18 protein-coding genes are annotated in these 22,196 nt (G+C 36.2%); 12 read left to right on the top strand and 6 right to left on the bottom strand.

The window, feature by feature from the left end; genetic code table 11:
* Positions 1–155 precede the first annotated feature (155 nt).
* Positions 156–1,337, bottom strand: a complete 1,182-nt coding sequence (lpxB, locus tag ACN4EE_RS00355; RefSeq protein WP_431704400.1) for a lipid-A-disaccharide synthase — start codon at positions 1,335–1,337, stop codon at positions 156–158.
* 165 nt (positions 1,338–1,502) lie between these two features.
* A complete protein-coding gene (locus tag ACN4EE_RS00350) occupies positions 1,503–2,546 on the bottom strand; it encodes a PstS family phosphate ABC transporter substrate-binding protein (protein ID WP_431704399.1) in 1,044 nt (347 codons plus the stop codon).
* Positions 2,547–2,845: 299 nt separating this feature from the next.
* Here ACN4EE_RS00350 and pstS (ACN4EE_RS00345) point away from each other — a divergent pair, with 299 nt between their 5' ends.
* The 6 genes from pstS (ACN4EE_RS00345) (at position 2,846) to ACN4EE_RS00320 (ending at position 9,220) form a co-directional block, all read left to right on the top strand.
* Positions 2,846–3,985, top strand: a complete 1,140-nt coding sequence (gene pstS, locus ACN4EE_RS00345; protein ID WP_431704398.1) for a phosphate ABC transporter substrate-binding protein PstS — start codon at positions 2,846–2,848, stop codon at positions 3,983–3,985.
* 55 nt (positions 3,986–4,040) lie between these two features.
* Positions 4,041–5,162: a phosphate ABC transporter substrate-binding protein PstS gene (gene pstS, locus ACN4EE_RS00340; RefSeq protein WP_431704397.1), complete on the top strand. Its 1,122-nt coding sequence runs from the start codon at positions 4,041–4,043 to the stop codon at positions 5,160–5,162.
* A 215-nt stretch (positions 5,163–5,377) separates the two neighbouring features.
* Positions 5,378–6,343, top strand: coding sequence for a phosphate ABC transporter permease subunit PstC (pstC, locus tag ACN4EE_RS00335; protein WP_431704479.1), 966 nt, complete (start codon positions 5,378–5,380; stop codon positions 6,341–6,343).
* Between the two features lie 104 nt (positions 6,344–6,447).
* A complete protein-coding gene (gene pstA / locus ACN4EE_RS00330) occupies positions 6,448–7,332 on the top strand; it encodes a phosphate ABC transporter permease PstA (protein ID WP_431704396.1) in 885 nt (294 codons plus the stop codon).
* A gap of 92 nt (positions 7,333–7,424) precedes the next feature.
* Positions 7,425–8,237, top strand: coding sequence for a phosphate ABC transporter ATP-binding protein PstB (pstB, locus tag ACN4EE_RS00325; RefSeq protein ID WP_431704395.1), 813 nt, complete (start codon positions 7,425–7,427; stop codon positions 8,235–8,237).
* Positions 8,238–8,479: 242 nt separating this feature from the next.
* The gene (locus tag ACN4EE_RS00320; RefSeq protein ID WP_431704394.1) at positions 8,480–9,220 is read left to right on the top strand and encodes an SDR family NAD(P)-dependent oxidoreductase; all 741 of its coding nucleotides are present in this window, start codon (positions 8,480–8,482) and stop codon (positions 9,218–9,220) included.
* A 101-nt stretch (positions 9,221–9,321) separates the two neighbouring features.
* Here ACN4EE_RS00320 and ACN4EE_RS00315 read toward each other — a convergent pair whose 3' ends face one another.
* From ACN4EE_RS00315 to ACN4EE_RS00305, 3 genes are all read right to left on the bottom strand, one after another.
* Entirely contained in the window at positions 9,322–10,479 is a 1,158-nt protein-coding gene (locus ACN4EE_RS00315; protein ID WP_431704393.1) for an LptF/LptG family permease, read from the bottom strand.
* 5 nt (positions 10,480–10,484) lie between these two features.
* Positions 10,485–11,213, bottom strand: coding sequence for an LPS export ABC transporter ATP-binding protein (gene lptB / locus ACN4EE_RS00310; RefSeq protein WP_431704392.1), 729 nt, complete (start codon positions 11,211–11,213; stop codon positions 10,485–10,487).
* Positions 11,214–11,288: 75 nt separating this feature from the next.
* Positions 11,289–11,732 (bottom strand): LptA/OstA family protein, encoded by a 444-nt coding sequence (locus ACN4EE_RS00305; protein ID WP_431704391.1) that lies wholly within the window; start codon positions 11,730–11,732, stop codon positions 11,289–11,291.
* Between the two features lie 324 nt (positions 11,733–12,056).
* On the opposite strand from ACN4EE_RS00305, the gene ftsY reads away from it, so the two are divergent.
* Positions 12,057–13,448, top strand: a complete 1,392-nt coding sequence (ftsY, locus tag ACN4EE_RS00300) for a signal recognition particle-docking protein FtsY (protein WP_431704390.1) — start codon at positions 12,057–12,059, stop codon at positions 13,446–13,448.
* 108 nt (positions 13,449–13,556) lie between these two features.
* Here ftsY and ACN4EE_RS00295 read toward each other — a convergent pair whose 3' ends face one another.
* Positions 13,557–13,871 (bottom strand): hypothetical protein, encoded by a 315-nt coding sequence (locus ACN4EE_RS00295; protein ID WP_431704389.1) that lies wholly within the window; start codon positions 13,869–13,871, stop codon positions 13,557–13,559.
* 91 nt (positions 13,872–13,962) lie between these two features.
* Between ACN4EE_RS00295 and ACN4EE_RS00290 the strand changes: the two genes are divergently transcribed.
* The 5 genes from ACN4EE_RS00290 to ACN4EE_RS00270 all read left to right on the top strand — a co-directional run bounded on the left by ACN4EE_RS00290 (position 13,963) and on the right by ACN4EE_RS00270 (position 22,180).
* The gene (locus tag ACN4EE_RS00290) at positions 13,963–16,362 is read left to right on the top strand and encodes a dynamin family protein (protein WP_431704388.1); all 2,400 of its coding nucleotides are present in this window, start codon (positions 13,963–13,965) and stop codon (positions 16,360–16,362) included.
* Positions 16,355–17,194, top strand: a complete 840-nt coding sequence (locus ACN4EE_RS00285; protein WP_431704387.1) for a hypothetical protein — start codon at positions 16,355–16,357, stop codon at positions 17,192–17,194. The genes ACN4EE_RS00290 and ACN4EE_RS00285 overlap by 8 nt, the downstream gene beginning before the upstream one ends.
* 12 nt (positions 17,195–17,206) lie before the next feature.
* The gene (locus tag ACN4EE_RS00280) at positions 17,207–19,522 is read left to right on the top strand and encodes a dynamin family protein (RefSeq protein ID WP_431704386.1); all 2,316 of its coding nucleotides are present in this window, start codon (positions 17,207–17,209) and stop codon (positions 19,520–19,522) included.
* Positions 19,523–19,650: 128 nt separating this feature from the next.
* Entirely contained in the window at positions 19,651–21,345 is a 1,695-nt protein-coding gene (locus tag ACN4EE_RS00275) for a Mu transposase C-terminal domain-containing protein (RefSeq protein WP_431704385.1), read from the top strand.
* 4 nt (positions 21,346–21,349) lie between these two features.
* Positions 21,350–22,180: a TniB family NTP-binding protein gene (locus ACN4EE_RS00270; protein ID WP_431704384.1), complete on the top strand. Its 831-nt coding sequence runs from the start codon at positions 21,350–21,352 to the stop codon at positions 22,178–22,180.
* The last annotated feature ends 16 nt before the right edge of the window (positions 22,181–22,196 follow it).

Here is a 22,196-nt window from a genome sequence, read left to right as displayed (position 1 = left end):
GTTTAATTACTATTATTTTATTTACAATTTTAGTTTATGTTTTAGGTTTTTTATCTTTAGGATTTATGTATAAAGGTCATTATCCTAATCAGGAAATTGTAACTTTTAAAGATAGCATAATAATTATATTTTGTTTTACTTTTCCCTTTATTTTTTTAATTTTTTCCTTGAAAATTATTATTGGTTTCTAAAATTATTTGAGCCGCATTTTCACTCACGGAGTCCACTCCATTATCTAAAATTTGGATCATTTCTTGATAGTCTAACTCTAATTTCTTTAGTCGATCGAAATTAAATAATAAATCTTGAGCAAGGTTAAAAATATTTTCAGCAGTGGCTTTTTCTTGCAATAATTCAGGCACAATTTCCTTCATAGAAACAAGATTAACAGGAGACATAAAAGGTATAGAAAAACGTAAAATATTTCGTGCGATCGAAATAGTAATAGGATTGACTTTATAAATAACAATTTGAGGAATTTTCAGTAAACCTAATTCAATATTAACAGTACCAGACTTGGTAATTGCTAAATCTGCTGCGGGTAAAATATCTAAAATATTTCCTTCAAAAAGATTAATTTTTACTTGATATTGATTAATTAATTGTTCAATTTTTTGACGATATTTAGGTAAGGAAACAGGTAAATAAAATTTGATATTAGGATTTTTTTCTTGAATTTTTTGTACAGATTCTAACATCACAGGTAACAAATATTTTAACTCCTGATGACGAGAAGCCGGTAACAAAACAATCATCTTTTCTTCTTCTTTAATACCTAATTTTTCCCTAACAATTTCTTTGCTAGAGGCGGTTTTAATTCGATCGACTAAAGGATGCCCTACATAAACAGTTTCGATATTTTTATCCTCATAAAACTTTGCTTCTTGAGGAAAAATAGCCAGAATTTTATCCGTAACTTTTAACAAATCATCTAAATCTTTTTTTCTGGGAATCCACACCCAAAATTGAGGACTAATATACCAAATAATAGGAATGTGAGGATATTTTTGTTTAAAATAAGAGGCAATAGCTAAATTCGGTCCTAAATAATCAATCAAGACGATAACATCGGGCAAATTTTTCGCTAAATATTGCTTGGCTTTTTTTTGAACTTGTAATGTAGGAAAAACAAAAGGTAACGCTTCTAACAGTCCGATCGAACCAATAGCAGTAGTATCACCAATAATGTTAGCACCTGCCGATCGCATTTTTTCTCCCCCCAATCCTTCAACTTGTAAGGAGATTCCCTGCTGTTGAGCTTGATGATAGAGTTTTTGTATTAACAATCCCCCTTGCATATCTCCTGATACTTCGCCAGTACTAACAAATATTCGCATAACAATTCCTACTTTAAGTCATCCTTGATTTTACCTTATTGATAGCTGACTTCGATATAAATTATCGGTGAAGGAAAACTAGTTGATACAGGCAAGATGCCTGTGCCACTGAATCTCAATCCAATGGTTTCAACTCATAAAATCGTCAGGTATTGAATGGAAGGATTAATAAACATATCCCTCTTTGCCTTCTGAAGCATAAGTTCTAGTTAATAACTCATTAATGGTAGCATTTAATATGGGTTGACCATTAAATACTGTACCAACTTTATTTTTTTGGAAATGAATTTTTGCCACACCATAAGCTGACTCAGGCAATGGTAAATAACCCACTTCGTGAACAACTTTAGACGCATTACTTAAATAAAAGTCCACAAATTGTGCTAATGCTCTATTATTTTGCGCACTTTTAGCGTTAACGTAGATGAATAATGGACGAGTTAAAGGACGATAAGTATTATCAATAATAGTGGCATCAGAAGGCATTATAGCTCCATTTCCGTTATCGATCGAAACTGCCTGTAACTTGTCTTGATGTTGTGAATAATAAGCATAACCGAAATAACCCAAAGCATTCGGGTCTTGTGCTACACCATTAACCAAAGCGTCATCATCCTCGCTAAATACATAATCGTTACGACTGGCTTTCTCTCCGACAATGGCTAGAGTAAAGTATTCAAATGTACCAGAATCTTTACCCGGACCAAATAAATTAAGGGGTTTATCAGCCCATTGACTATCAACTTGATTCCAACCCACGATCGAATTTTCGGCAGAAGGTTGCCAGATAGTTTTTAATTCTTCCACTGTCATGGTTTTTGCCCAATCATTGCTAGGATGAGTAACCACCGTTAAAGCATCGAAGGCAACGGGTAACTCAATATAAGCAACCCCATTTTTTTTACACTCCTCCATAAAACGTTCAGGAATCGGTACAGAAGCGTTATTAATATCGGTTTTTCCTTGACAAAAATTACGAAATCCGCCGATCGATCCCGAAAAATTAGACTCCACATTAATATCATCAGAGTCTAAAGCATTAAATTTTTCCACAATCAAATTAGTAATAGGGAAAACAGTACTTGAACCATCGATCGACACAGTTTTTGACTCCTCTGTTTTTGTGCCTCCACAAGCAGTTAATAACAACGATAACATTAAACCCGAAACGATCGTTTTTTGACTAGATAATAACTTTTTATTAAGCATAAAAATTAGTAAATAATTAGGTAGTAAAGGATTGAAGTGAATTTTCTGTTTATTTTAGACAGAGAAAAAAGCGATTAAGCTAAGGGAAAATTTCTTAATTTATTCTTAACCTTTCATATATTATTAGAGTTAAAAATATGAGTATTTTCTATTTATGATTTTACAAGATTTAAAGAAAAGAGTCTCTTTTTTTTACGAAATTTTAAGTTCTTAACCTTTTCTTTACCAAAAAAAAGTCAACACTATACTATTATAAAAAGCTGAATAGTCTAAATATAAAAATAATTTTGAAAATTACTATGATTAAGAGTAAAAATAAATTTATTAGTTCTTTGTCTGTATTAGCTTTTGCCTTGAGTTTGACTGCTTGTGGCGGGGGCGGTGGTGAAACCACTACCACTGGTGGAGGAGATACAGGAGGCGAAACTTCTACTTCTTCTATTAGTGTTCCTTTTGATAGTACTGTCAATTTGACTGGTGCAGGAGCGACTTTTCCCGCCGCTTTATTTCAAAACTGGTTTGTTTCTTTAAATAGAGAAGTGCCTAAATTACAAGTTAACTATCAATCTGTAGGTAGTGGTGCAGGAATTGAGCAATTTATTCAGCAGAATGTTGATTTTGGTGCTAGTGATGTGGCAATGAAAGATGAAGATATAGCCAAAGTCGATCGAGGAGTGTTATTGTTACCCGTAACTGCTGGAGGAATTGTATTTGCTTACAACCTACCCGGAGTTGATAAACTACAATTAAGTAGGGAAACCTATGTGGACATGGCACTAGGTAAAATTACTCGTTGGAATGATCCTAAAATTGTCGCCGATAATCCTGATGTAACTTTACCCGATCGAAATATTACTTTTGTGCATCGTTCCGATGGTAGTGGTACGACAGGATTCTTAACCAAGCATTTGAGCGCTATTAGCGACGAATGGAAAGAAAAAGTGGGAGAAGGAACTACCGTACAATGGGGACGTTCTGGGGGTACATTTTTAGGTAGTAAAGGTAATGAAGGAGTAACAGCTACTATTCAACAAACAGAAGGCGCGATCGGTTATATTGAGTACGGTTATGCCGTTAATAATAATATTCCCAAAGCCAGTTTACAAAATAAATCGGGTGCTTTTGTTTATCCTGAAGATGCTACCACTTCCGCTACTTTAGCCGCCGTAGAATTGCCTGAGAATTTAAGAGCTTTTATTACCGATCCCGAAGGTGAAGATTCTTACCCCATTGTCACCTACAGTTGGATTTTAGCCTATGAAAAATATGATGATCCTAATAAAGCCATCGCTATGGAAGCCATGATTCAATACGCCTTAACCGAAGGTCAAGAAGTAGCTATCGGTTTAGGTTATATTAAATTGCCTCAAAATGTCAGAGAACAAGTAGCAGAAGTTGCGGATCGAATCACTCCAGATTTTACGATTAACGTTAACTAGAATTTAATCTTCTTCCTTTACTTTATAGAGAGAAATTAAATACAAAGCCAAAATCATGGTAATCATCAAAAGTCGATTAATCAAATCTCTCACATTGCTTACTTTTGCCCTGAGCTTAAACGCCTGTGGTAATAATCAGAATCGAGAAGGGGTAGGAAAAAATGGAGAACCTCCTACAATTACCGTTCCTTTTACCAGTCCTTTGACTCTCACGGGTGCAGGGGCAACTTTTCCCGCTCCCCTATATCAAAACTGGTTCGTTCTTTTAAATCGCCTAGTACCAAATTTACAGGTTAACTATCAATCCGTAGGTAGTGGCGCTGGTATTGAACAATTCACCAGAGGAACAGTGGATTTTGGGGCTAGTGATGTTGCCATGAGTGATGAACAGATGAGTGCGGTGAGTAGAGGTGTTTTGCTTTTACCAGTTACCGCAGGATCGATCGTCTTTGCCTATAATCTACCCGGAATAGAGGAGTTAAAATTAAGCCGAGATACCTATGTGGGTATTGCGTTGGGTACAATTACTCGTTGGAATGATCCTAAAATTGTTGCCGACAATCCCGATTTAACCTTACCCGATCGAAATATTACCTTTGTTCATCGTTCTGATGGTAGTGGTACAACTGGGGTATTCACCAAACATTTAGCCGATATTAGCGAAGAATGGAATACGCAAATAGGACAGGGAACTTCTGTTCAATGGGGTCGTCAGGGTGCTACCTTTTTAGGAGGTAGAGGCAATGAAGGGGTGACGGCGATTATTCAACAAAATCAAGGTTCGATCGGTTATGTAGAATACGGTTTTGCCAAGAAAAATAATATTCCTATGGCAATTCTCGAAAATAAAGAAGGTAATTTTATCGCTCCCACCGAAGAAACAGGTACAAATGCACTGGCTAATGTAGAATTACCAGAAAATTTACGCGCTTTTATTTCTGATCCCCCCGGAGAAAATTCCTATCCCATTGTCACCTACACTTGGATTTTAGCTTATCAAAAGTATGATGATCCTAACATCGCCATTGCTATGGAAGCCATGATTCAATATGCTTTAACCTATGGGCAAGACGTAGCCTCAGATTTAGGTTATATTCCTTTACCTCAAAACGTAATTGAAACGGTGGCAAAAGTAGCGGATCAAATTAGTCCAGATTTTACTATAAAGGTTAACTAAAATTTAACCTTCATGGTTTAGGTTATAGGGAATAATTGTTGAATCAGGTAAGGAAAGAATCCAATCAATTATTTTGATTAACTTTCCTGCCCATGAGGAAATTAATTAATGGTAATCTAGTAACAATTACTACAAAAATCATATATTAAAAATTAAAACATATCAACTTCTTAGAATCAAGAAGATTTGACACTAATGATTATAAAAGTATAACTATAAGTAAAATGACACACTCCGATCCTTCTAACAATCCAATCTTGAGGGAAAGATCCCCTTTTGAAAAAACCTTCGATCGAGGTTTTGAATGGTTAACCCTTGCCTTTGCTTTAAGCATTGGCTTAATTTTGATTAGTGTAGCTCTCATTGTTGCCGTAGGTGCATTTCCTGCCATTAAAGAGTTTAATTTTAGTTTCTTTACCAATAGTAACTGGAATCCCGTCACCGATGAATACGGGGTAATTGCGGTTATTTACGGTACGATCGTATCCTCTCTAATCGCCCTATTAATTGCCATTCCTTTAGGAGTTGGGGCGGCAGTATTTTTGAGTGAAGACTTTATACCCGAACAAATTCGGACTGTATTAGTATTTTTAGTCGAATTATTAGCCGCTATTCCCAGTGTGGTTTATGGTTTATGGGGGATTTTTGTCTTAATACCTTTGACGACTACTTTTGGCACATGGCTTAATGAAAATTTTGGTTGGTTTCCTCTATTTAGTAGTACTCCCGCCGGACCCGGTATGTTACCTGCGGGGATTGTTTTATCGATTATGATTTTACCGATTATTATTGCCATTTCTCGTGATTCCCTAGCTTCTTTACCCCCTGATTTACGTCAAGCCTCCCTCGGATTGGGTGCAACCCGTTGGGAAACCATTTTCCGAGTTTTAATTCCTGCGGCAATTTCAGGCATTATGGGCGGAATTATGTTAGCTTTAGGTCGTGCTATGGGAGAAACCATGGCGGCTACCATGATTATCGGTAACTCTAACCGTATCAGTATCTCTATTTTAGACCCTGCTAATACGATCGCATCCCTTATTGCCAATCAATTTGCTGAAGCCAGTGGTTTACAAATTTCAGCTCTGATGTACGCAGGTTTAGTGTTAATGATTTTAACCTTAATCGTCAATATCCTTGCTGAATACATTGTTAGTCAAGTTAAAGCCAAATACGAATAAAACAAATTAATTGTCATTGCGAGGTAACGAAGCAATCTTAAATCAGCTATTCATTCTCAATTCTTAATTCTTAATTCTCAATTCTCAATTCTTAATTCTTAATTATGAGTACTCTTAGTATCGGTAGTTTAAAAAAGAAATCCTCTAGTCCTAGAGTTATTTTAGGATCAGTTATGACGGGATTAAGTGCTTTATGTTTAATAGCAACTTTAGTTCCTTTAATTGCAGTACTTTATTTTGTCATTGTACAAGGTTTTAGTCGTCTCAATTTTGATTTATTTACCCAATTACCGCCTCCCCCCGGATTAAGTGAAGGGGGTTTAGCTAATGCCATTATTGGTACTTTAGTCGTAGTTGGTATAGCTGTAATTATTGCTGTACCCATTGGAGTATTAGCCGCCGTCTATCTCTCGGAATTTAGTAATAATAATAAATTCGCCACCAGTATTCGTTTTGCCACTAACGTTTTAAGTGGTGTACCCTCCATTATTGCGGGGATTTTCGCCTTCGGTTTATTAGTAGGTAGTGGTGTTGTTGGTTTTTCTGCTATTGCGGGGGGAGTTGCTTTATCGGTGTTGATGTTACCCACCATTATTCGGACTACTGACGAAGCCTTAAAAATTGTACCCCAAGAAATTCGCTGGGCGGCTTTAGGGGTTGGTGCTTATAAGTATCAAACCGTGATTAAAATAGTGCTTCCTGCGGCTTTACCCGGTATCATTACAGGTGTTACTCTTGCGATCGCACGGGCGGCTGGAGAAACCGCACCTTTAATCTTTACCGCCTTATTCTCTAATTTTTGGCCTAATGTATCTGTACAAGGATTAAAAGAACCCATTGCCACTTTATCCGTGCTAGTCTATAACTTTGCTATTTTACCCTTTAAACCACAACAAGAATTAGCTTGGGCGGGGTCATTAATTTTGGTATTCTTAGTATTAGGTACAAGTATTCTGGCTCGTTTAGCCACCCGTAGAAAGATTTATTAGTCTTAACTTAGTCAATAGATATTCTCTCATTGCGAGGTACGAAGCAATCTTTATTTTTAATCAATTAATTATATTAAATAGCAAAAAAAATCATGCAAGAATCATTAATAAATGAAGAAGAATCTCTTAATATTCCAGTATTTGAATTAAGAGGTGTGGATATTTTTTATGGTAGTCATAAGGCAGTCAGAGATGTCAATTTAGATATTGCTACCAAAAAAATCACTGCTTTTATTGGTCCTTCGGGCTGTGGTAAAAGTACTATTTTACGATGTTTAAATCGCTTAAATGACTTAATTAACTCTTTTAAAATTCATGGTGTTGTCACTTATCACGGACAAAATTTATACGCTAAGGATATTGATCCTGTAGAAGTAAGGAAACGTATTGGCATGGTATTTCAAAGACCTAATCCTTTCCCTAAAACTATCTATGATAATGTTGCCTATGGTGCAAGGGTGAACGGTTATAAAGGGGATTTAGACGAGTTAGTAGAAACTTCTCTCCGCCGTGCGGCTTTGTGGGATGAAGTAAAAGATAAGTTAGGAGAAAGTGGTTTTTCTCTATCAGGAGGACAACAACAAAGATTGTGTATTGCAAGGGCGATCGCCGCCGAACCCGAAGTATTACTTATGGATGAACCTTGTTCTGCCCTTGATCCTATTTCTACCCTAAAAGTAGAAGAATTAATGCAGGAGTTAAAGGAGAACTATACGATCGTAATCGTCACCCACAATATGCAACAAGCCACGAGGGTAGCGGATATGACAGCCTTTTTCAATGCGGAAGCAGTAGGGAAAGGAAGTAAAGTCGGTTATTTAGTGGAATATGACAAGACTGAAAAAATATTTAGTAATCCAGAAGAACAGTCCACCAAAGATTATGTTAGCGGAAGATTTGGTTAAATAAGCTAATTTGCATTAGACTTCTCCAGAAATTATGATTTTATTACCGTAGAACAGGTATCTTGCCTGTATTTTTGAAGATGTCTATTGAAGTTTACTGGTGATGGTAGGGAAAAGGGAAGAGGGAAAAGGGAAGAGTTAAGACTTTCAGTCATTTTCACAAATTAATAAAAAATGTAAGTTAAATGCGTCTTAGCTTATCTGAGAATTAATTATTTTAGCGAAATCAGGTTAATCGATCGATGCTCACGAAAAAAAATGTTTTAATTATTGGTGGTAGTCAAGGTATTGGCAATGGTTTTGTGCAACAGTTAATGACGCAACCTGATGTTAATTATATTTTTGCGACTTATCGTCATAGTCTCAAACAACTGGAAGGTTTATCTACAGAAAAAGTTATCCCTGTTAAGGTAGATGTTACCCAAGAGACTGACATCGAAAATGCTGTTAAAACTATTCTCTCTAGGGTGAAAGATTTACATTTAGTGATTAATTGTGTGGGTATTCTCCATGAGAAGGATTTGCAACCTGAGAAAAGCCTTAAACACCTTAACGCTGATAATTTATTGCACTATTTTCGAGTTAACACAATTCCCACTGGTATTTGGGCAAAACATTTATTACCTCTATTCAAACATTCAGATTCTAGTGTTTTTGGGATTATTTCCGCTAAGGTTGGCAGTATTGAGGATAATCATTTAGGGGGTTGGTATGGTTATCGGATGTCGAAGGCGGGTTTAAATATGTTGATTAAAAATATCTCGATCGAGTATAGTCGGGTTAGTAAAAGTTCGATCGTGGTGGCTTTACATCCGGGTACAACTGATACTCAATTATCTTTACCTTTTCAAAAAAATGTACCCTCTGAAAAACTTTTTTCTGTAAATCTTTGCACTCAACAATTATTATCGGTAATAAGTAAGTTAACTATTAAAGATACAGGGAAGTTTTTTTCTTGGGATGGTAGTCATCTACCCTTTTAACAATTAACAATTAACAACTATTCATTATTCCCTATTCACTATTCACTATTCACTATTCACTATTCATTATTCACTATTCACTATTCACTATTCACTATTCACTATTTTGCGGATTGAATTAATAACCATGTACCCGTACCCAATCCCAAGAAGTTGGGCAACCATGCCGCCATAAACGGTGTTAAAATGCCCCATACGCCCATGGATTCGCTGACAAAGGAAAGAAGGTAATAGGAGAAAATTAAACCAACACAGATACCAAAACTCGTGGCTTTATTGGTGTTTTGAGGGCGCACTCCCAAAGCCGCCCCGATTAAGCCAAAAACTACACACACAAAGGGTAGAGATATTTTGCCTTGAATCCTGACTAAGATTTTACGGATTTCTTTTTCATTGGCACTTAATTTAACAATCTTTAAATGTTCCCTAGCTTGGGCTATACTCATTTCATCATAACTTGGCGGTCTTTGCGCTAAATCTAAAGGCGCTCTGGATAAGGCTAATTGTTGATGTTCAAAACGCACTATATTACGGTATGAACCATCGGGAGAAATCAAGTAAATTGTACCGTTGAAAAAATCCCAAACGTTTTCCCCTATATTCCATGTGGCGGTTTTGGAGGTTAAAATTTGGTTTACTCCGTCTCTGGAAAGGTCTAAAATGGTTAAGTCTTTCATCTGTTCGCCGTTAAATTCTTCGGCATAGAACAAACGCACTAATACTGAGTGACGGCTACCGTCTTCGTGTTCTACGGTGGTGTATTCGGGATATAAGATGTTGCGATCTTTGAAGGTGGGGCGGACTCGATCGAGTGCTTTTTGTAGGGTTAAGGTAGCTTCTCGATTGGCTGAGGGGCTAACTACGTCGTTGATAAAAAAGGTTATGCCCGTGACGATAAGACTCAACATAAGAGCAGGTAAAATTAAACGATAGACGTTAACGCCGATACTTTTAAGGGCAATTATTTCGCTATCACTAGAGAGGCGACTATAAGCCATGAGGGTAGCGAGTAATACTGACATGGGAAATGCTAAGGCGATAAATTCGGGCATTCTTAGCAGTAAAATTTTGACGGCAACGCTTAATAATAATCCAGACTCGGTTACTTTGCGGATGAGTTCAAATAGTGTGCCGATGGATAATCCTAAAGAGGTAAACAAGCCTATCCCAAAGAGAAAGGGTAATAATAGTTCGATCGTAATATATCGATCCATTACGGATATTTGGGGGAATGGTATTGAAAAACGTTCTTTTTCCATGAGGTTTAGACTTGAAAATTATCTCCTAAATAGTATTGTTTAACGAGGGGGTTATTGTAAAGTTCTTCTCCCGTACCTGATGCTAAAATTTGACCTTCTCTCATAATATACGATCGATCGGTAATAGCCAAAGTTTCTCTCACATTGTGATCTGTAATCAGAATACCCATACCTCGTTCCTTGAGTCCAGCGATAATATCTTGAATCTCTGATACGGCAATGGGATCAACTCCCGCAAATGGTTCATCTAACAAAAGGAATTTAGGTCCATCTTTACCTACCGCTAACGCCCTTGCTAACTCGGTTCTACGTCTTTCTCCCCCCGATACCTGAGAACCTTGAGTATTTACTACTTTATCCAAACGAAATTCAGCAATTAATTGTTCTAAACGCATTTTACGAAAACGAGCCGAAGGGTTAGTTTGTTCTAATACTAATAGTATATTTTCTTTGACGGTTAAATTACGAAAAATACTAGCCTGTTGAGTTAAATAACCAATACCTAATTTTGCTCGTTGATTGAGTTGTAATTTAGTAATATCTTCCTCATCCAAATAAACTTTACCCTCATTGGGTTTAACTAAACCAGTGGTAATATAAAAAGTTGTGGTTTTACCTGCTCCATTTGGTCCTAATAAACCGACAATTTCTCCTTGAGAAACCTTGAGATTTACTCGATTGACAATACATCTTTTACCATAGTATTTGTGGACATTATCTAATAATAATTTCATTATAGAGAGGAATTAAGAATGAGCAATGAGAAATGAGGAATTATTTACTATACACTATACACTATACACTATACACTATCTAGTTTGATTTTCATTTTCTTCTACTAAATAAATTGATTCTACTTGTTGTTTAGTTTCAGGAGTAGCAATAAAACGCCCTTCATCGATTAAGTATGTCATAGTCTCTGCTCTCATGGTGTTGCCATCTTGTAAAACATAAACATTTCCTGTTAATACTAAGCGTCTTTCTCTACTAAAATATTGGGCTTGGGTGGAAGTCGCTTGAAGATTTCGAGCAGGATAGTTGATATAGACATTTCCCCTAGCGGTGATTACTCCTGTTTCAGAGTTAGCTTCTTGCACGTCCGATCGAACCGTTAAAGGTTGTCCTTGTGCTACAGCTTGAACTTCATTAAACTTGAATTGACTGGAGAAACCGAAAACACTTAGGGTTAAAACAGATAAAGTGATTAAGGATGAATAGAGGATTTTTTTGGGCAGTTCGATCGAGACTTTCATGGCAATAATATGTATTTGACGAAGGAATAATTTGTATTTGATGAGGATAGGTGAAAAAATAATTTTATAACATTAGATTAAGATTTGGAATGTATTTGTTATTTTACATTCTTTTTTGATACTGTGAATCGTGAAAAAGAAGACCATAACGAATTTAAGTTAAAGTAAATAGAATAAGACTTACGCATTTTGCACTAGAAATCAATAATTGAGATTGCTTCAGGTTGTTTCGTTGCCTCGCAACGCGCCTCACCGCAATGACAGAATATAGTTATTATTGCCTAAGTCGAGATAAATATTCATCACATTTAATTATAATCTTTTATGTTTAATTGGTTTCGCCGTAATAAAGAGAATAAAGAAAATCAAACTCCTGCGCCAGTGGTAGAAAATAAATCTTCGGAGACAAAAACCGAAGAAACCACAACCCCTATAGCAGATCAAGCCTCCTTAGAATGGGCAAAAACCGCCTTTGCTAATATTCAAAAACAAAAACAACAATTACAAGAAACAGACACAGAGGAAAAAGCCTCCGAATCTGATTCTGAAACAATCACAGAAAAAATAGAACCTTCTACCACTGAAACAGAAACTGTCTCCACAGAAGATGTTGTAAAAGAAGATTCGATCGAGCAAAATGTTCCCGCTTGGTTGCAAAAGTCCGATCGATTGGAAGTATTAAAAGAAACCGCTATTGAGGAAGAACAAGAGCTAGACGAAGATTTCTTATGGTCAGCTCAGGTATTAGCCAATCAAGGACGATTACCCGAAGATGTGTCCGAAGATGAGTTTATTTGGCTGAAAAAACTCCGTCAAGGCTTAGGCAAAACTCGCCGTAATTTAATTAATCAACTGAAATCTGTTGTCGGACAAGGACCTCTCAATCAAGAGGCGGTAATGGAAATCGAGGCGATGTTATTAAGTGCTGATGTGGGTATCGAAGCCACCGACTATATCATTACGACTTTACAAAATAAACTAAAAGAGGAAGCCTTACCACCCGAAGAAGCCATTGCTTATTTAAAAGAAATTTTACAGTCTGTATTAGACGAACCCCTCAAAAAACTGACAAAAACCGAATTTGACCCCGAAGAAGGAAAACTCAATATTTGGTTGTTAACAGGGGTGAATGGTGTAGGCAAAACCACTACGATCGGTAAATTAGCCCATTTAGCGCAAACATCAGGTTATAAATGCGTCATCGCCGCCGCCGATACCTTCCGTGCTGCTGCCGTAGAACAAGTTAAAGTATGGGGTGAAAGAACCAATACTCCTGTCATTGCTAATCAAGGACAAAATACCGATCCCGCCGCCGTTGTCTTTGACGGTATTACCGCTTCGATCGCACGGGAAGCAAATTTATTATTGGTAGATACCGCAGGAAGATTACAAAATAAAAAGAACTTAATGGAAGAATTAAGCAAAATCCGCCGTATCATCGATAAAAAAGCCATAAACGCCCATGTAGAGTCATTATTGGTACTAGATGCCACTTTAGGACAAAATGGACTCAGACAAGCCCAAGTATTCTCAGAAGCGGCACAATTAACGGGGGTTGTTTTAACCAAGTTAGACGGCACAGCTAAAGGCGGTGTTGCTCTTGCGGTATGTCAACAACTGAATTTACCCATAAGGTTTATTGGTGCAGGAGAAGGCATTGAAGATTTACGCCCTTTCTCTAGCTATGAATTTGTAGAAGCGTTACTTTCCGCTTAGATTTCAGAGTGAGGGAATTTCCCTCATTCAACAAAACTTACAAAGGTAAAAAATTTGCATCCTCATTCTTAGTAATTAAATCATCTTATCAAATTTTAAAACCTTCGATCACACCTTCAAAACTCGATCTTCTGCGGTGCTGTTCGATCGAACTTTAATCTGTTTATCGGTAATTAAATTGGGCAATAAGGGACAAGTAACAGTGTACACTTGTGTACAGTGCCAAATTAAATGACGTGATGACAAATTACTGTCATCGGCTATAAATTCTTTCTGCTCTTCATTATAGCCATTTTGTACTAATTTTGTACCATTAATTTTAGTGACAGATTCAATGTCGTTTGTCAAATTTATGACAGATTCAATGTCGCTTTTCTTTTTATTCAAAGTGACAAATTCAGTGTCGCTTTTTCTCCATAACATATATTCATGAGAAATATTTTGTTTTTGTATCCCTATTGAGAATTTTGAATACAATTAAGTTGTAAGTGATTTCGGACAGAATATAAAAGCGATGACAAAAAAAACTTATGAAGTCTTCCAATCGGTAGAAAACAAGGCTAACCTCCTTGCAGGTTACTGGGATAACTTCAAAGCGGAGATTATTCAGCATTTACCAGAATCCTATCATGGTGAAATCGAGGAACTCTCTAATAACCTAGAAAAATCTTTAGGGTTATTAATCGATGAATTGCGTCATCCAACCCTGACTTTAGCGACGACTGGCACAACGAGCAGTGGTAAAAGTACCTTAGTCAATTTTCTGTGTGGGGCTGATATTGTGCCTACTGCGGTAAGTGAAATGAGTGCAGGATCTGTTACGATCGAATACAGTGAGGAAAAAGTTCTAATCATTGAAGAAACAACTCAAGCCTCGTGGGAATGTGGTGAATGGAGAAATATTAGTGATGAGGGAATTTATCAACGCTTGGAGCAGGTGATGATTAGTTATATTGATAACAAAAAAAATCAATCCAGTTTGGCTTATCCGAAATTTTTGATTCATTATCCCTTCAGACTTTTTAAAGAATATGAACGAGATTTACCTAGAGGTGTAAGGGTTAAATTACTAGATTTACCAGGTCTATCCTATGTAGGTGATGAAACCAATATGGAAGTCATTAGGCAGTGTCGAGAAGCGTTATGCCTCGTTACCTACAACAGTCAAGAAACCGATCCGCAAAAAGTTAGAAGTCTATTACTACAAGTCGTTGAACAAGTTAAAAGTTTGGGGGGTTCCCCTGATAGAATGTTGTTTATTCTCAACAAGATTGATGTTTTCAGAAATGATAGGGATTGGGTAGAAAGTGAAAGACGTTTTGTGGAAAAAACCACCCAAAGTATAAAAAAAGAACTCACCGAACAATTGAGTGAATACACCCAAGAGATCGAAAATCTCAAAATTATCAAATTAAGTACTTTACCTGCTTTATTCGCTTTACAAATCCGCAGTGATAATCAAAATGATAGCACCTTAGCTTGTCGGGATGCTGACCGTAAATGTAGTCAATTAATTGACGAAGATATTTTAGAGGATTTACCCAGAAAAGCAGAAAATTGGTCCAGTCAAGATAAGATTCGGGTAGCTGAAGATTTATGGCAAAAATCTTATGCTGGAGAATTTCAAGAATATTTGAGCTTACATATTACTCAACATTTTCCTAAATTAGTTATTCCCCAGGCGATCGAGCGATTTAATGTTGCGGCAGGAAATAGTATTGCACAATGGGCAGTGCAAACAACTACTGCAATTCTTAATAGTTCCAAAGAAAATTATCAGCAGGAATCTGAAAGAATCCAATACATAGAACACTCTTTAAATCAATTTCTTCAAGAAAATAATGAGGATTTACGCCGCCCTTTTGAGAAACTTCATCAAAAATGCCAAGAATACTTAGGTCAACCCAATATGGAAGACCTAGTAATGAGTTTAGAAGGTGCTGTCGAAGAACTTCAAAAAACTGACGTTTACAAACAAATTGCAAATAAATTAGTTCCGCTTTATGATTGGCAAGAAGCATTAAGTAGAGGAGTTAATCAGATTTTAGAAGCAGTATCGGAATCATTAAATAACGGAAAAATTACTTTAGATAGTCCACATTTCAAAAAAGCAGATCCTGAGAGTATTGTTTGGCTGGAAAATAACTTAAGAAGATTAATAAACTCAGGTTACAGCTATTCTATAGCTAAGGATGGTCAAGAAATAGAAGCGAAAAATGATGACGACAAAAAGAAACTTAAAGAAATCAATGATGGATTAAATGAATTATCGAGTAGTTTAAATCAAATTGTCGCACAAGTATTATATAAATTATCCACACAGGAAATAAATAGAATGTATGAAGCTGTTTCAGAATTATTCAAGTTTCATCTTGCTTATTTAGAGAAGGGTGGAAATGATATTGCTCCAAATATTATTATTAGATTTCCTACTTCTAAACTTGGACAGATTACGAAAGAGTTAAATTTTCTTAAGTTAAGTTTTGAATCCAAATTTGATATTACTCCTCAAGAATATACTGTGCAGTATAGAAGTTGGAAATATTGGTTAGGTATTTTTCGTAAAAAAGAAACTCGTTCTAGTGATAATGCTATTGTTCCTAGCACTAAAATAATTGTTACAGACTGGAAAAAACAGTTGAAAAAATTTGAACCTGATATGTTAAAGCAAGTTGTACAATGGTTATTGTCGCAAATTAATGATTTAACAACAAATGTAGAAATTGTTAACAATACAATTCTTAATCAATATAGAGAGAGACTAGAGAAAGCTATACACGAAGTTACTTTTGATTACCAAAAACAGCAAAATGTTTGGAAACCGATGCAACAAAAAGCAAAAAAATTAGAACAAGAATTTTCTCAACTGGGTAAACTTCAGGAGAAAGAGGAGGGTGTTAACTTAAGTGGATAGTAATGATTTTGATAAAAACTATAAACAACTCATGGACAAAGTTTATCCTCATATTAAAGATCAAAAAATAGGTACTTTAAACTCTGTCGTTTATTTTATTTTAGATGAAGTTCAAGCTGAACAACTTTGTCAAAAATATGGGATTGGCAATACTTCTCCTTTAAATGAAGACCTAAAGATTCTTGATAACATTATATATACAGTTTATATAGCCAGACAAAAAAAAGTTAGTGAGAACAGTATCATGAAAAATTCTCTCGAATCATTTAAAAATTATTTTGAAGACTTTCGACAAAAAATTATCGACGCTTTAAATAGCAATGATAATCAATACAAAATAGAATTGATCGTATTTACATCCGTTATTTTAATTGGATTATATTTGTCTCGAAAACTGTTAAGTAAAAATTCCTCAATACTTCAGTTAAACCCAGAAAATAATATTAACCAACGTCGCAACACATTTATTCCTACTGCAATATGTTTAGCAGTTCCTTCATCATCAATTTATGATTTAACTGTAGGAAAAGTAATTAACAGAGATCAGATAATTCAGATAATTGATTCGGCATCCTATTTTTTATGTTCTGAAATAGAAGAGGCTGGCAAACTATCTATAGATATTGATAGTTCTCAAGAACCTTCAGCTGATAGTCAATTAAAATTTTATATTAGAATTGATATTCCTGATGGCAAAAATATTTTAGGCGTACAAACTATACCTATCCTTAAAGGATATATTCGAGAACTTCCTTCCAATACACAGGGTAAAATTAAGAAGTTAGGTCGTCTAGGAAGTGTCTATAGTTTAAAATCATTTAACCGTATTTAAGGAGTGAGTGAAATGGATTGGAAATCAGCTTCATCATACTATGAAACACTCCTCGGTGATGTCTTAAACATCCAACATTTTGCAGTGGACTTAGCCAAACTTCCTCAAGCAGAAGTTCCCCCCCAATTAACTGAAACTCTTATAGAAGAAGCCAAACCTGCTAACCGTCAACTGGAAAGACTGAGAAAAAGAGAATTTCGCATTGCTGTTGTTGGCTTAGAAAAAGCAGGAAAAAGTACCTTTATTAACGCTTGGTTAGAATGTGATTTACTTCCCGCCAAAGGAGGAAGATGTACCTTTACCACCACTCAAATTTACTCCGTTAAAAGTGAATCTGAACAAAGATTAGAAGTACAAACTCGCACGGAAGAACAATTTATTCATCTCCTCAAAGCATTAGAAACGGCTGGTGCAAATGAAGATTTAAAAACCATCCAAGAAAACAAAATTACCTTACAACAAGTCAGACAAGAAGGCAATTTAGTCATTCCCTTTACCCGACTAGAAGACATCCGAGAACAACTGAAAAAATACGTTGCTGATGAAAAATATGCTCACGCTGTTTTAGAAGCCCGACTTTATACCAATAAACTTGCTCAAGCTGAAGGAATCGTTTTTTATGACGTTCCTGGCTCAGATTCTGGGTTAGCAAAGCACGTTGACGAAGCACAACAAATGTTATCCGACTGTGATGCAGTCATTGTTATTCAACGTTTTCGCAGTATTCGAGAAGCGGAATTAGAGATCATTAAATTTACCGAACAAGGGGATAAAAATGTAACCATAGCTGATAAATTATTTGTCTTTTTAAGTCATATTGACTCATTAGGTAGTGCAGAAGCATTGAAAACTCATATTGCAGAAGCCTCTCAAGATTGGTCAAAACGGGCTAATTTACCCGTCAATCGCATTGTTTCTGGTTCGGCAGGAGCTTATTTGATCTTAAATAATCTAGCAGAAGAACATACTCAATTAGAAATCGGTCAAACCAGTAATATTCGAGATAAACTAAGAACTTTAACAGGAATTATAGACGATGACATCTTAAAAACTGAAGGTACTGGAATCCCTAACATTAAACAAAAAATCTTTAATTATATTAATACCGAACGAGTAGAAATTCTCAGAAAACGGTGTGAAGCCTCGATCGATAAACTTGTTAATACCTCAGAAGAAATTTATCATCTGGTTAGTCAAAAATTTCCCGAAAATCCCGAAGAAGCACAACGCTTTGAAGAAGAAAAAAGACGTATATCTTTTTCAGAATGGTGGAAAAGTCGATGGGAACAGATTAAAGCAGATTTACAAAAATTTTATGAAACATCAGTTATTAATAAACCCTTAGAAAAAGTTAATAATCATTCCTCCAGTAGTATTGAGAAATTTAGAGAACGTTATCAACAACTGGTAGAAAGTGAAATGGAGAAATTAAGACAAGAAACCTTAAGAAAAAAAGAGACAATTTTTGATGCCAACTCTTTCCCAGACTTCGACAAAGCAAGAGCTAATTATGCTTGGCGAGATGATTTATATGCCGATATTAGAAAGTTTTTAGATGCCCTTGCCCGACAATTAGCCGCCGAATTAAAGGATGAAGCCTTAAAATTAGTGGATTATATGTCATCCTTATTATGGGGAAGTCATCAAGTTAAAGACCGATTAATTGGTTATTCTGAGCAAGAATTTCTAACTCGTTTAGAAAATAGTCTAAGTGTTTTATTTTTAAGATTTGCTCGTCCCGTTGCCGAAGCATTAATTCGTGGTCCAGTTAATAGCGATACCCGAAGCCAAATTGTTAAATCTTTGGGGGCTGATGTTGAGTTGATAGATAATTATTATCAAGGAGATGAACCTGCTTTTAGAGTCCTCAAAAAGTATGTTAAATATGGCTCTGATTTACTCTTTAAGGCGGATCTACGTCAACAAGTTTTAGGTGTAGCGGAAATCGCTAAAAATGTTATTGGTATGACAATTGATACAGTCATGGATTTATCTGACGAATTAAAATCAGCCAGAGATATTGTTACCTTTGAAGTTACTAACGATATAAATGCTTTTGAAGAATACTTACGCAATGGTATTTTTGAAGCAGCAGGGTTTGAGTCTTATTGTATCCAAGAATTAAGAGGATTAGTTGATCTTTTTCGAGAGAAGGAGGGAACGTGGGCAGGTGTGGCTCAAAATGAATGGTATAAAGAAAATCCTCAACTTTTAGCTGAGTTGCCAAGAAATTTAAAATCACAGGAGTTTAATTTAGAAGTAAGTGAACGACTCAGACAATTATCTACGGCTTTAAAAAGAAGTAACCGTGATATGAGCCTAAGTTAGATCGGAGAGAGGGGAGACTTTTCTGCGAAGCTAATGGAATTGTTTGCAAATAATTAAAACATCAGTGTTGTCATTTTAGGTTTATGACAGATAAAATGGCATTAGTGATTTTAAAAAACTGAAGGAAGATGAACTACGAAGAAAAGAATATTCAACAGGAGCAGACTAAAACAATCCCGAAACCAATAGTTTCTGAACTTCCTGTGGAAGCTCGAAAAAAATTGGAGGTGATCCAAACTCTTTTAGAGCCGTGCGATCGTACCACCTATGGTCACAAACTGCGAGAAGGGGCAATGAAATTAGGAATCTCAGTTCGATCGTTACAGAGATTGTTCAAACGTTACCAACACGAAGGTATAACTGCCTTAGTGACGATTGACAGAAGAGATAAAGGGAAACATCGCATCGATGATTTTTGGCAAGAGTTCATTGTCAAAACCTACCAACAGGGAAATAAGGGTAGTAAAAGAATGAACGTTAAACAGGTTGCTATTCGAGTTCAAGCAAAAGCATACGAACTCAAAGAAACCGACTATCCATCCTATAGAACAGTGTTAAGAGTTCTCAAACCATATATTGAAAAGAAAGATAAAAGTATTCGATCGCCAGGGTGGCAGGATAATAGTTTATCCGTTAAAACTCGTGATGGTTTTGACTTAGATATTAGTTACAGTAATCAAGTTTGGCAATGTGATCATACCCGTGCAGATATACTTTTAGTCGATCGACATGGAGAGTTAATCGGTCGTCCTTGGCTTACTACTGTAATTGATAGTTACTCTCGTTGTATAGTGGGGATTAATTTGGGTTTTGATGCTCCCAGTTCTTTGGTTGTTGGTTTAGCTTTACGTCATGCTATTTTACCTAAGAATTACGCTGAAGATTACGGGCTTAACTGCGACTGGGGTACTTATGGAGTGCCTCAATATCTTTTTACAGATGGTGGCAAGGATTTCCGTTCTAACCACTTAGCGGAGATTGCCACGCAATTAGGTTTTGTTTTAAAGTTACGCGATCGACCCTCTGAAGGTGGTATTGTGGAACGTCCTTTTAAAACTCTTAATCAAAGTTTATTTTCCACTCTACCAGGTTACACTGGCTCGAATGTTCAAGAACGTCCTAAAGATGCTGAAAAAGATGCCCAATTAACATTGCAAGAATTAGAACGTCTAATCGTCCGTTTCATTGTGGATAAGTACAATCAAAGCATTGATGCGAGAATGGGCGACCAAACTCGTTTTCAACGATGGGAAGCAGGATTAAGGGCTATTCCTGAAGTCCTATCGGAACGAGAATTAGATATTTGTCTGATGAAACAAGCTCGAAGACAAGTTCAAAGGGGTGGTTATATTCAGTTTGAAAATATCAACTACAAAGGAGAATATTTGGAAGGTTATGCTGGAAAAACTATTAGCATCAGATACGATCCCAGAGATATTACCACAATTTGGATTTACCAATGGAACAAAGGACAAGAAGAATTTTTAACTCGTGCTTTTGCTCAAGGCTTAGAAACTGAAAGTTTAAGTTTGGACGATGCCAAGGCAAGTGCAAAAAGACTTCGAGAACAGGCTAAAACCATTAATAATGATGCAATATTGCAGGAGGTGATTGAACGGGAAGTATCTGTTAACAAAAAAACCCGTAAGCAACGCCAAAAGCAAGAGCAGAGCTATAAGGCAACATCTCAGCAACCTGTTATTACAGAGGAACAAAAAGAGAATCAAACTGACGATGAATTAGTCAATGAAAGCGTTGATTCGGCGATCGAGGAAATCGAAGTGTGGGATTTAGATGAAATGAAAGAAGATTATGGATGGTAAAAATATGAGTAATGCACAATCGATCGCAACGGAGTTAGGGGAATTACAGCAAGATGAACAATGGTTACAGTTAGAAATTGATCGTCTTAATCGTAATAGTATCGTACCGTTAGAGCATTTACGAGAACTACATAGTTGGCTAGATGAAAAACGTAAAGCACGACAATCCTGCCGTATTGTGGGGGAATCTCGAACAGGAAAAACTATTGCTTGTGAATCCTATACATTAAGGAATAAACCTAATCAACAGGGGCAACAAACACCCTCTGTTCCTGTTGTATATATTATGCCTCCGACTAAGTGTTCTGCTAAAGATTTTTTTAAGGAGATTATTGAATCTCTAAGATATAGAGCTGTAAAAGGTACAGTGTCAGATTTTCGATCGAGGGCGATGGAAGTATTAAAAGCCTGTGACGTACAAATGTTGATAGTGGATGAAGCCGATCGTTTAAAACCTGATACCTTTCCTGATGTGAGAGATATTAGTGATAAGTTAGAAATTTCTGTGGTATTGGTGGGAACTGATCGGCTAGAGGCTGTCATTAAGCGAGATGAGCAGATTTACAACAGATTTCGATCGCATCGTAGATTCGGTAAATTAACGGGAGAGGATTTCAAAAAAACAGTATTTATCTGGGAGGAGAAGGTTCTAAAATTGCCTGTTGCCTCTAATTTAACGAAAACCGATATGTTGAAAATTATTACCAAAGCAACGGAGGGTTATATCGGCAGATTGGATGAACTTTTACGAGAGGCAGCGATTAAATCTCTTTCTAGGGGCAAAAAAAGTATTGAAAAGGACATTTTACAGGAGGTAGCAAGAGAATACTCATAATTCGATTCGTCATGGT

It is taken from the genome of Geminocystis sp. CENA526, assembly GCF_050753365.1.
Taxonomy (GTDB): Bacteria; Cyanobacteriota; Cyanobacteriia; order Cyanobacteriales; family Cyanobacteriaceae; genus Geminocystis.
The sequence above is the reverse complement of the archived record's forward strand: the minus strand, read 5'-3'. Positions and strand labels throughout refer to the sequence as shown.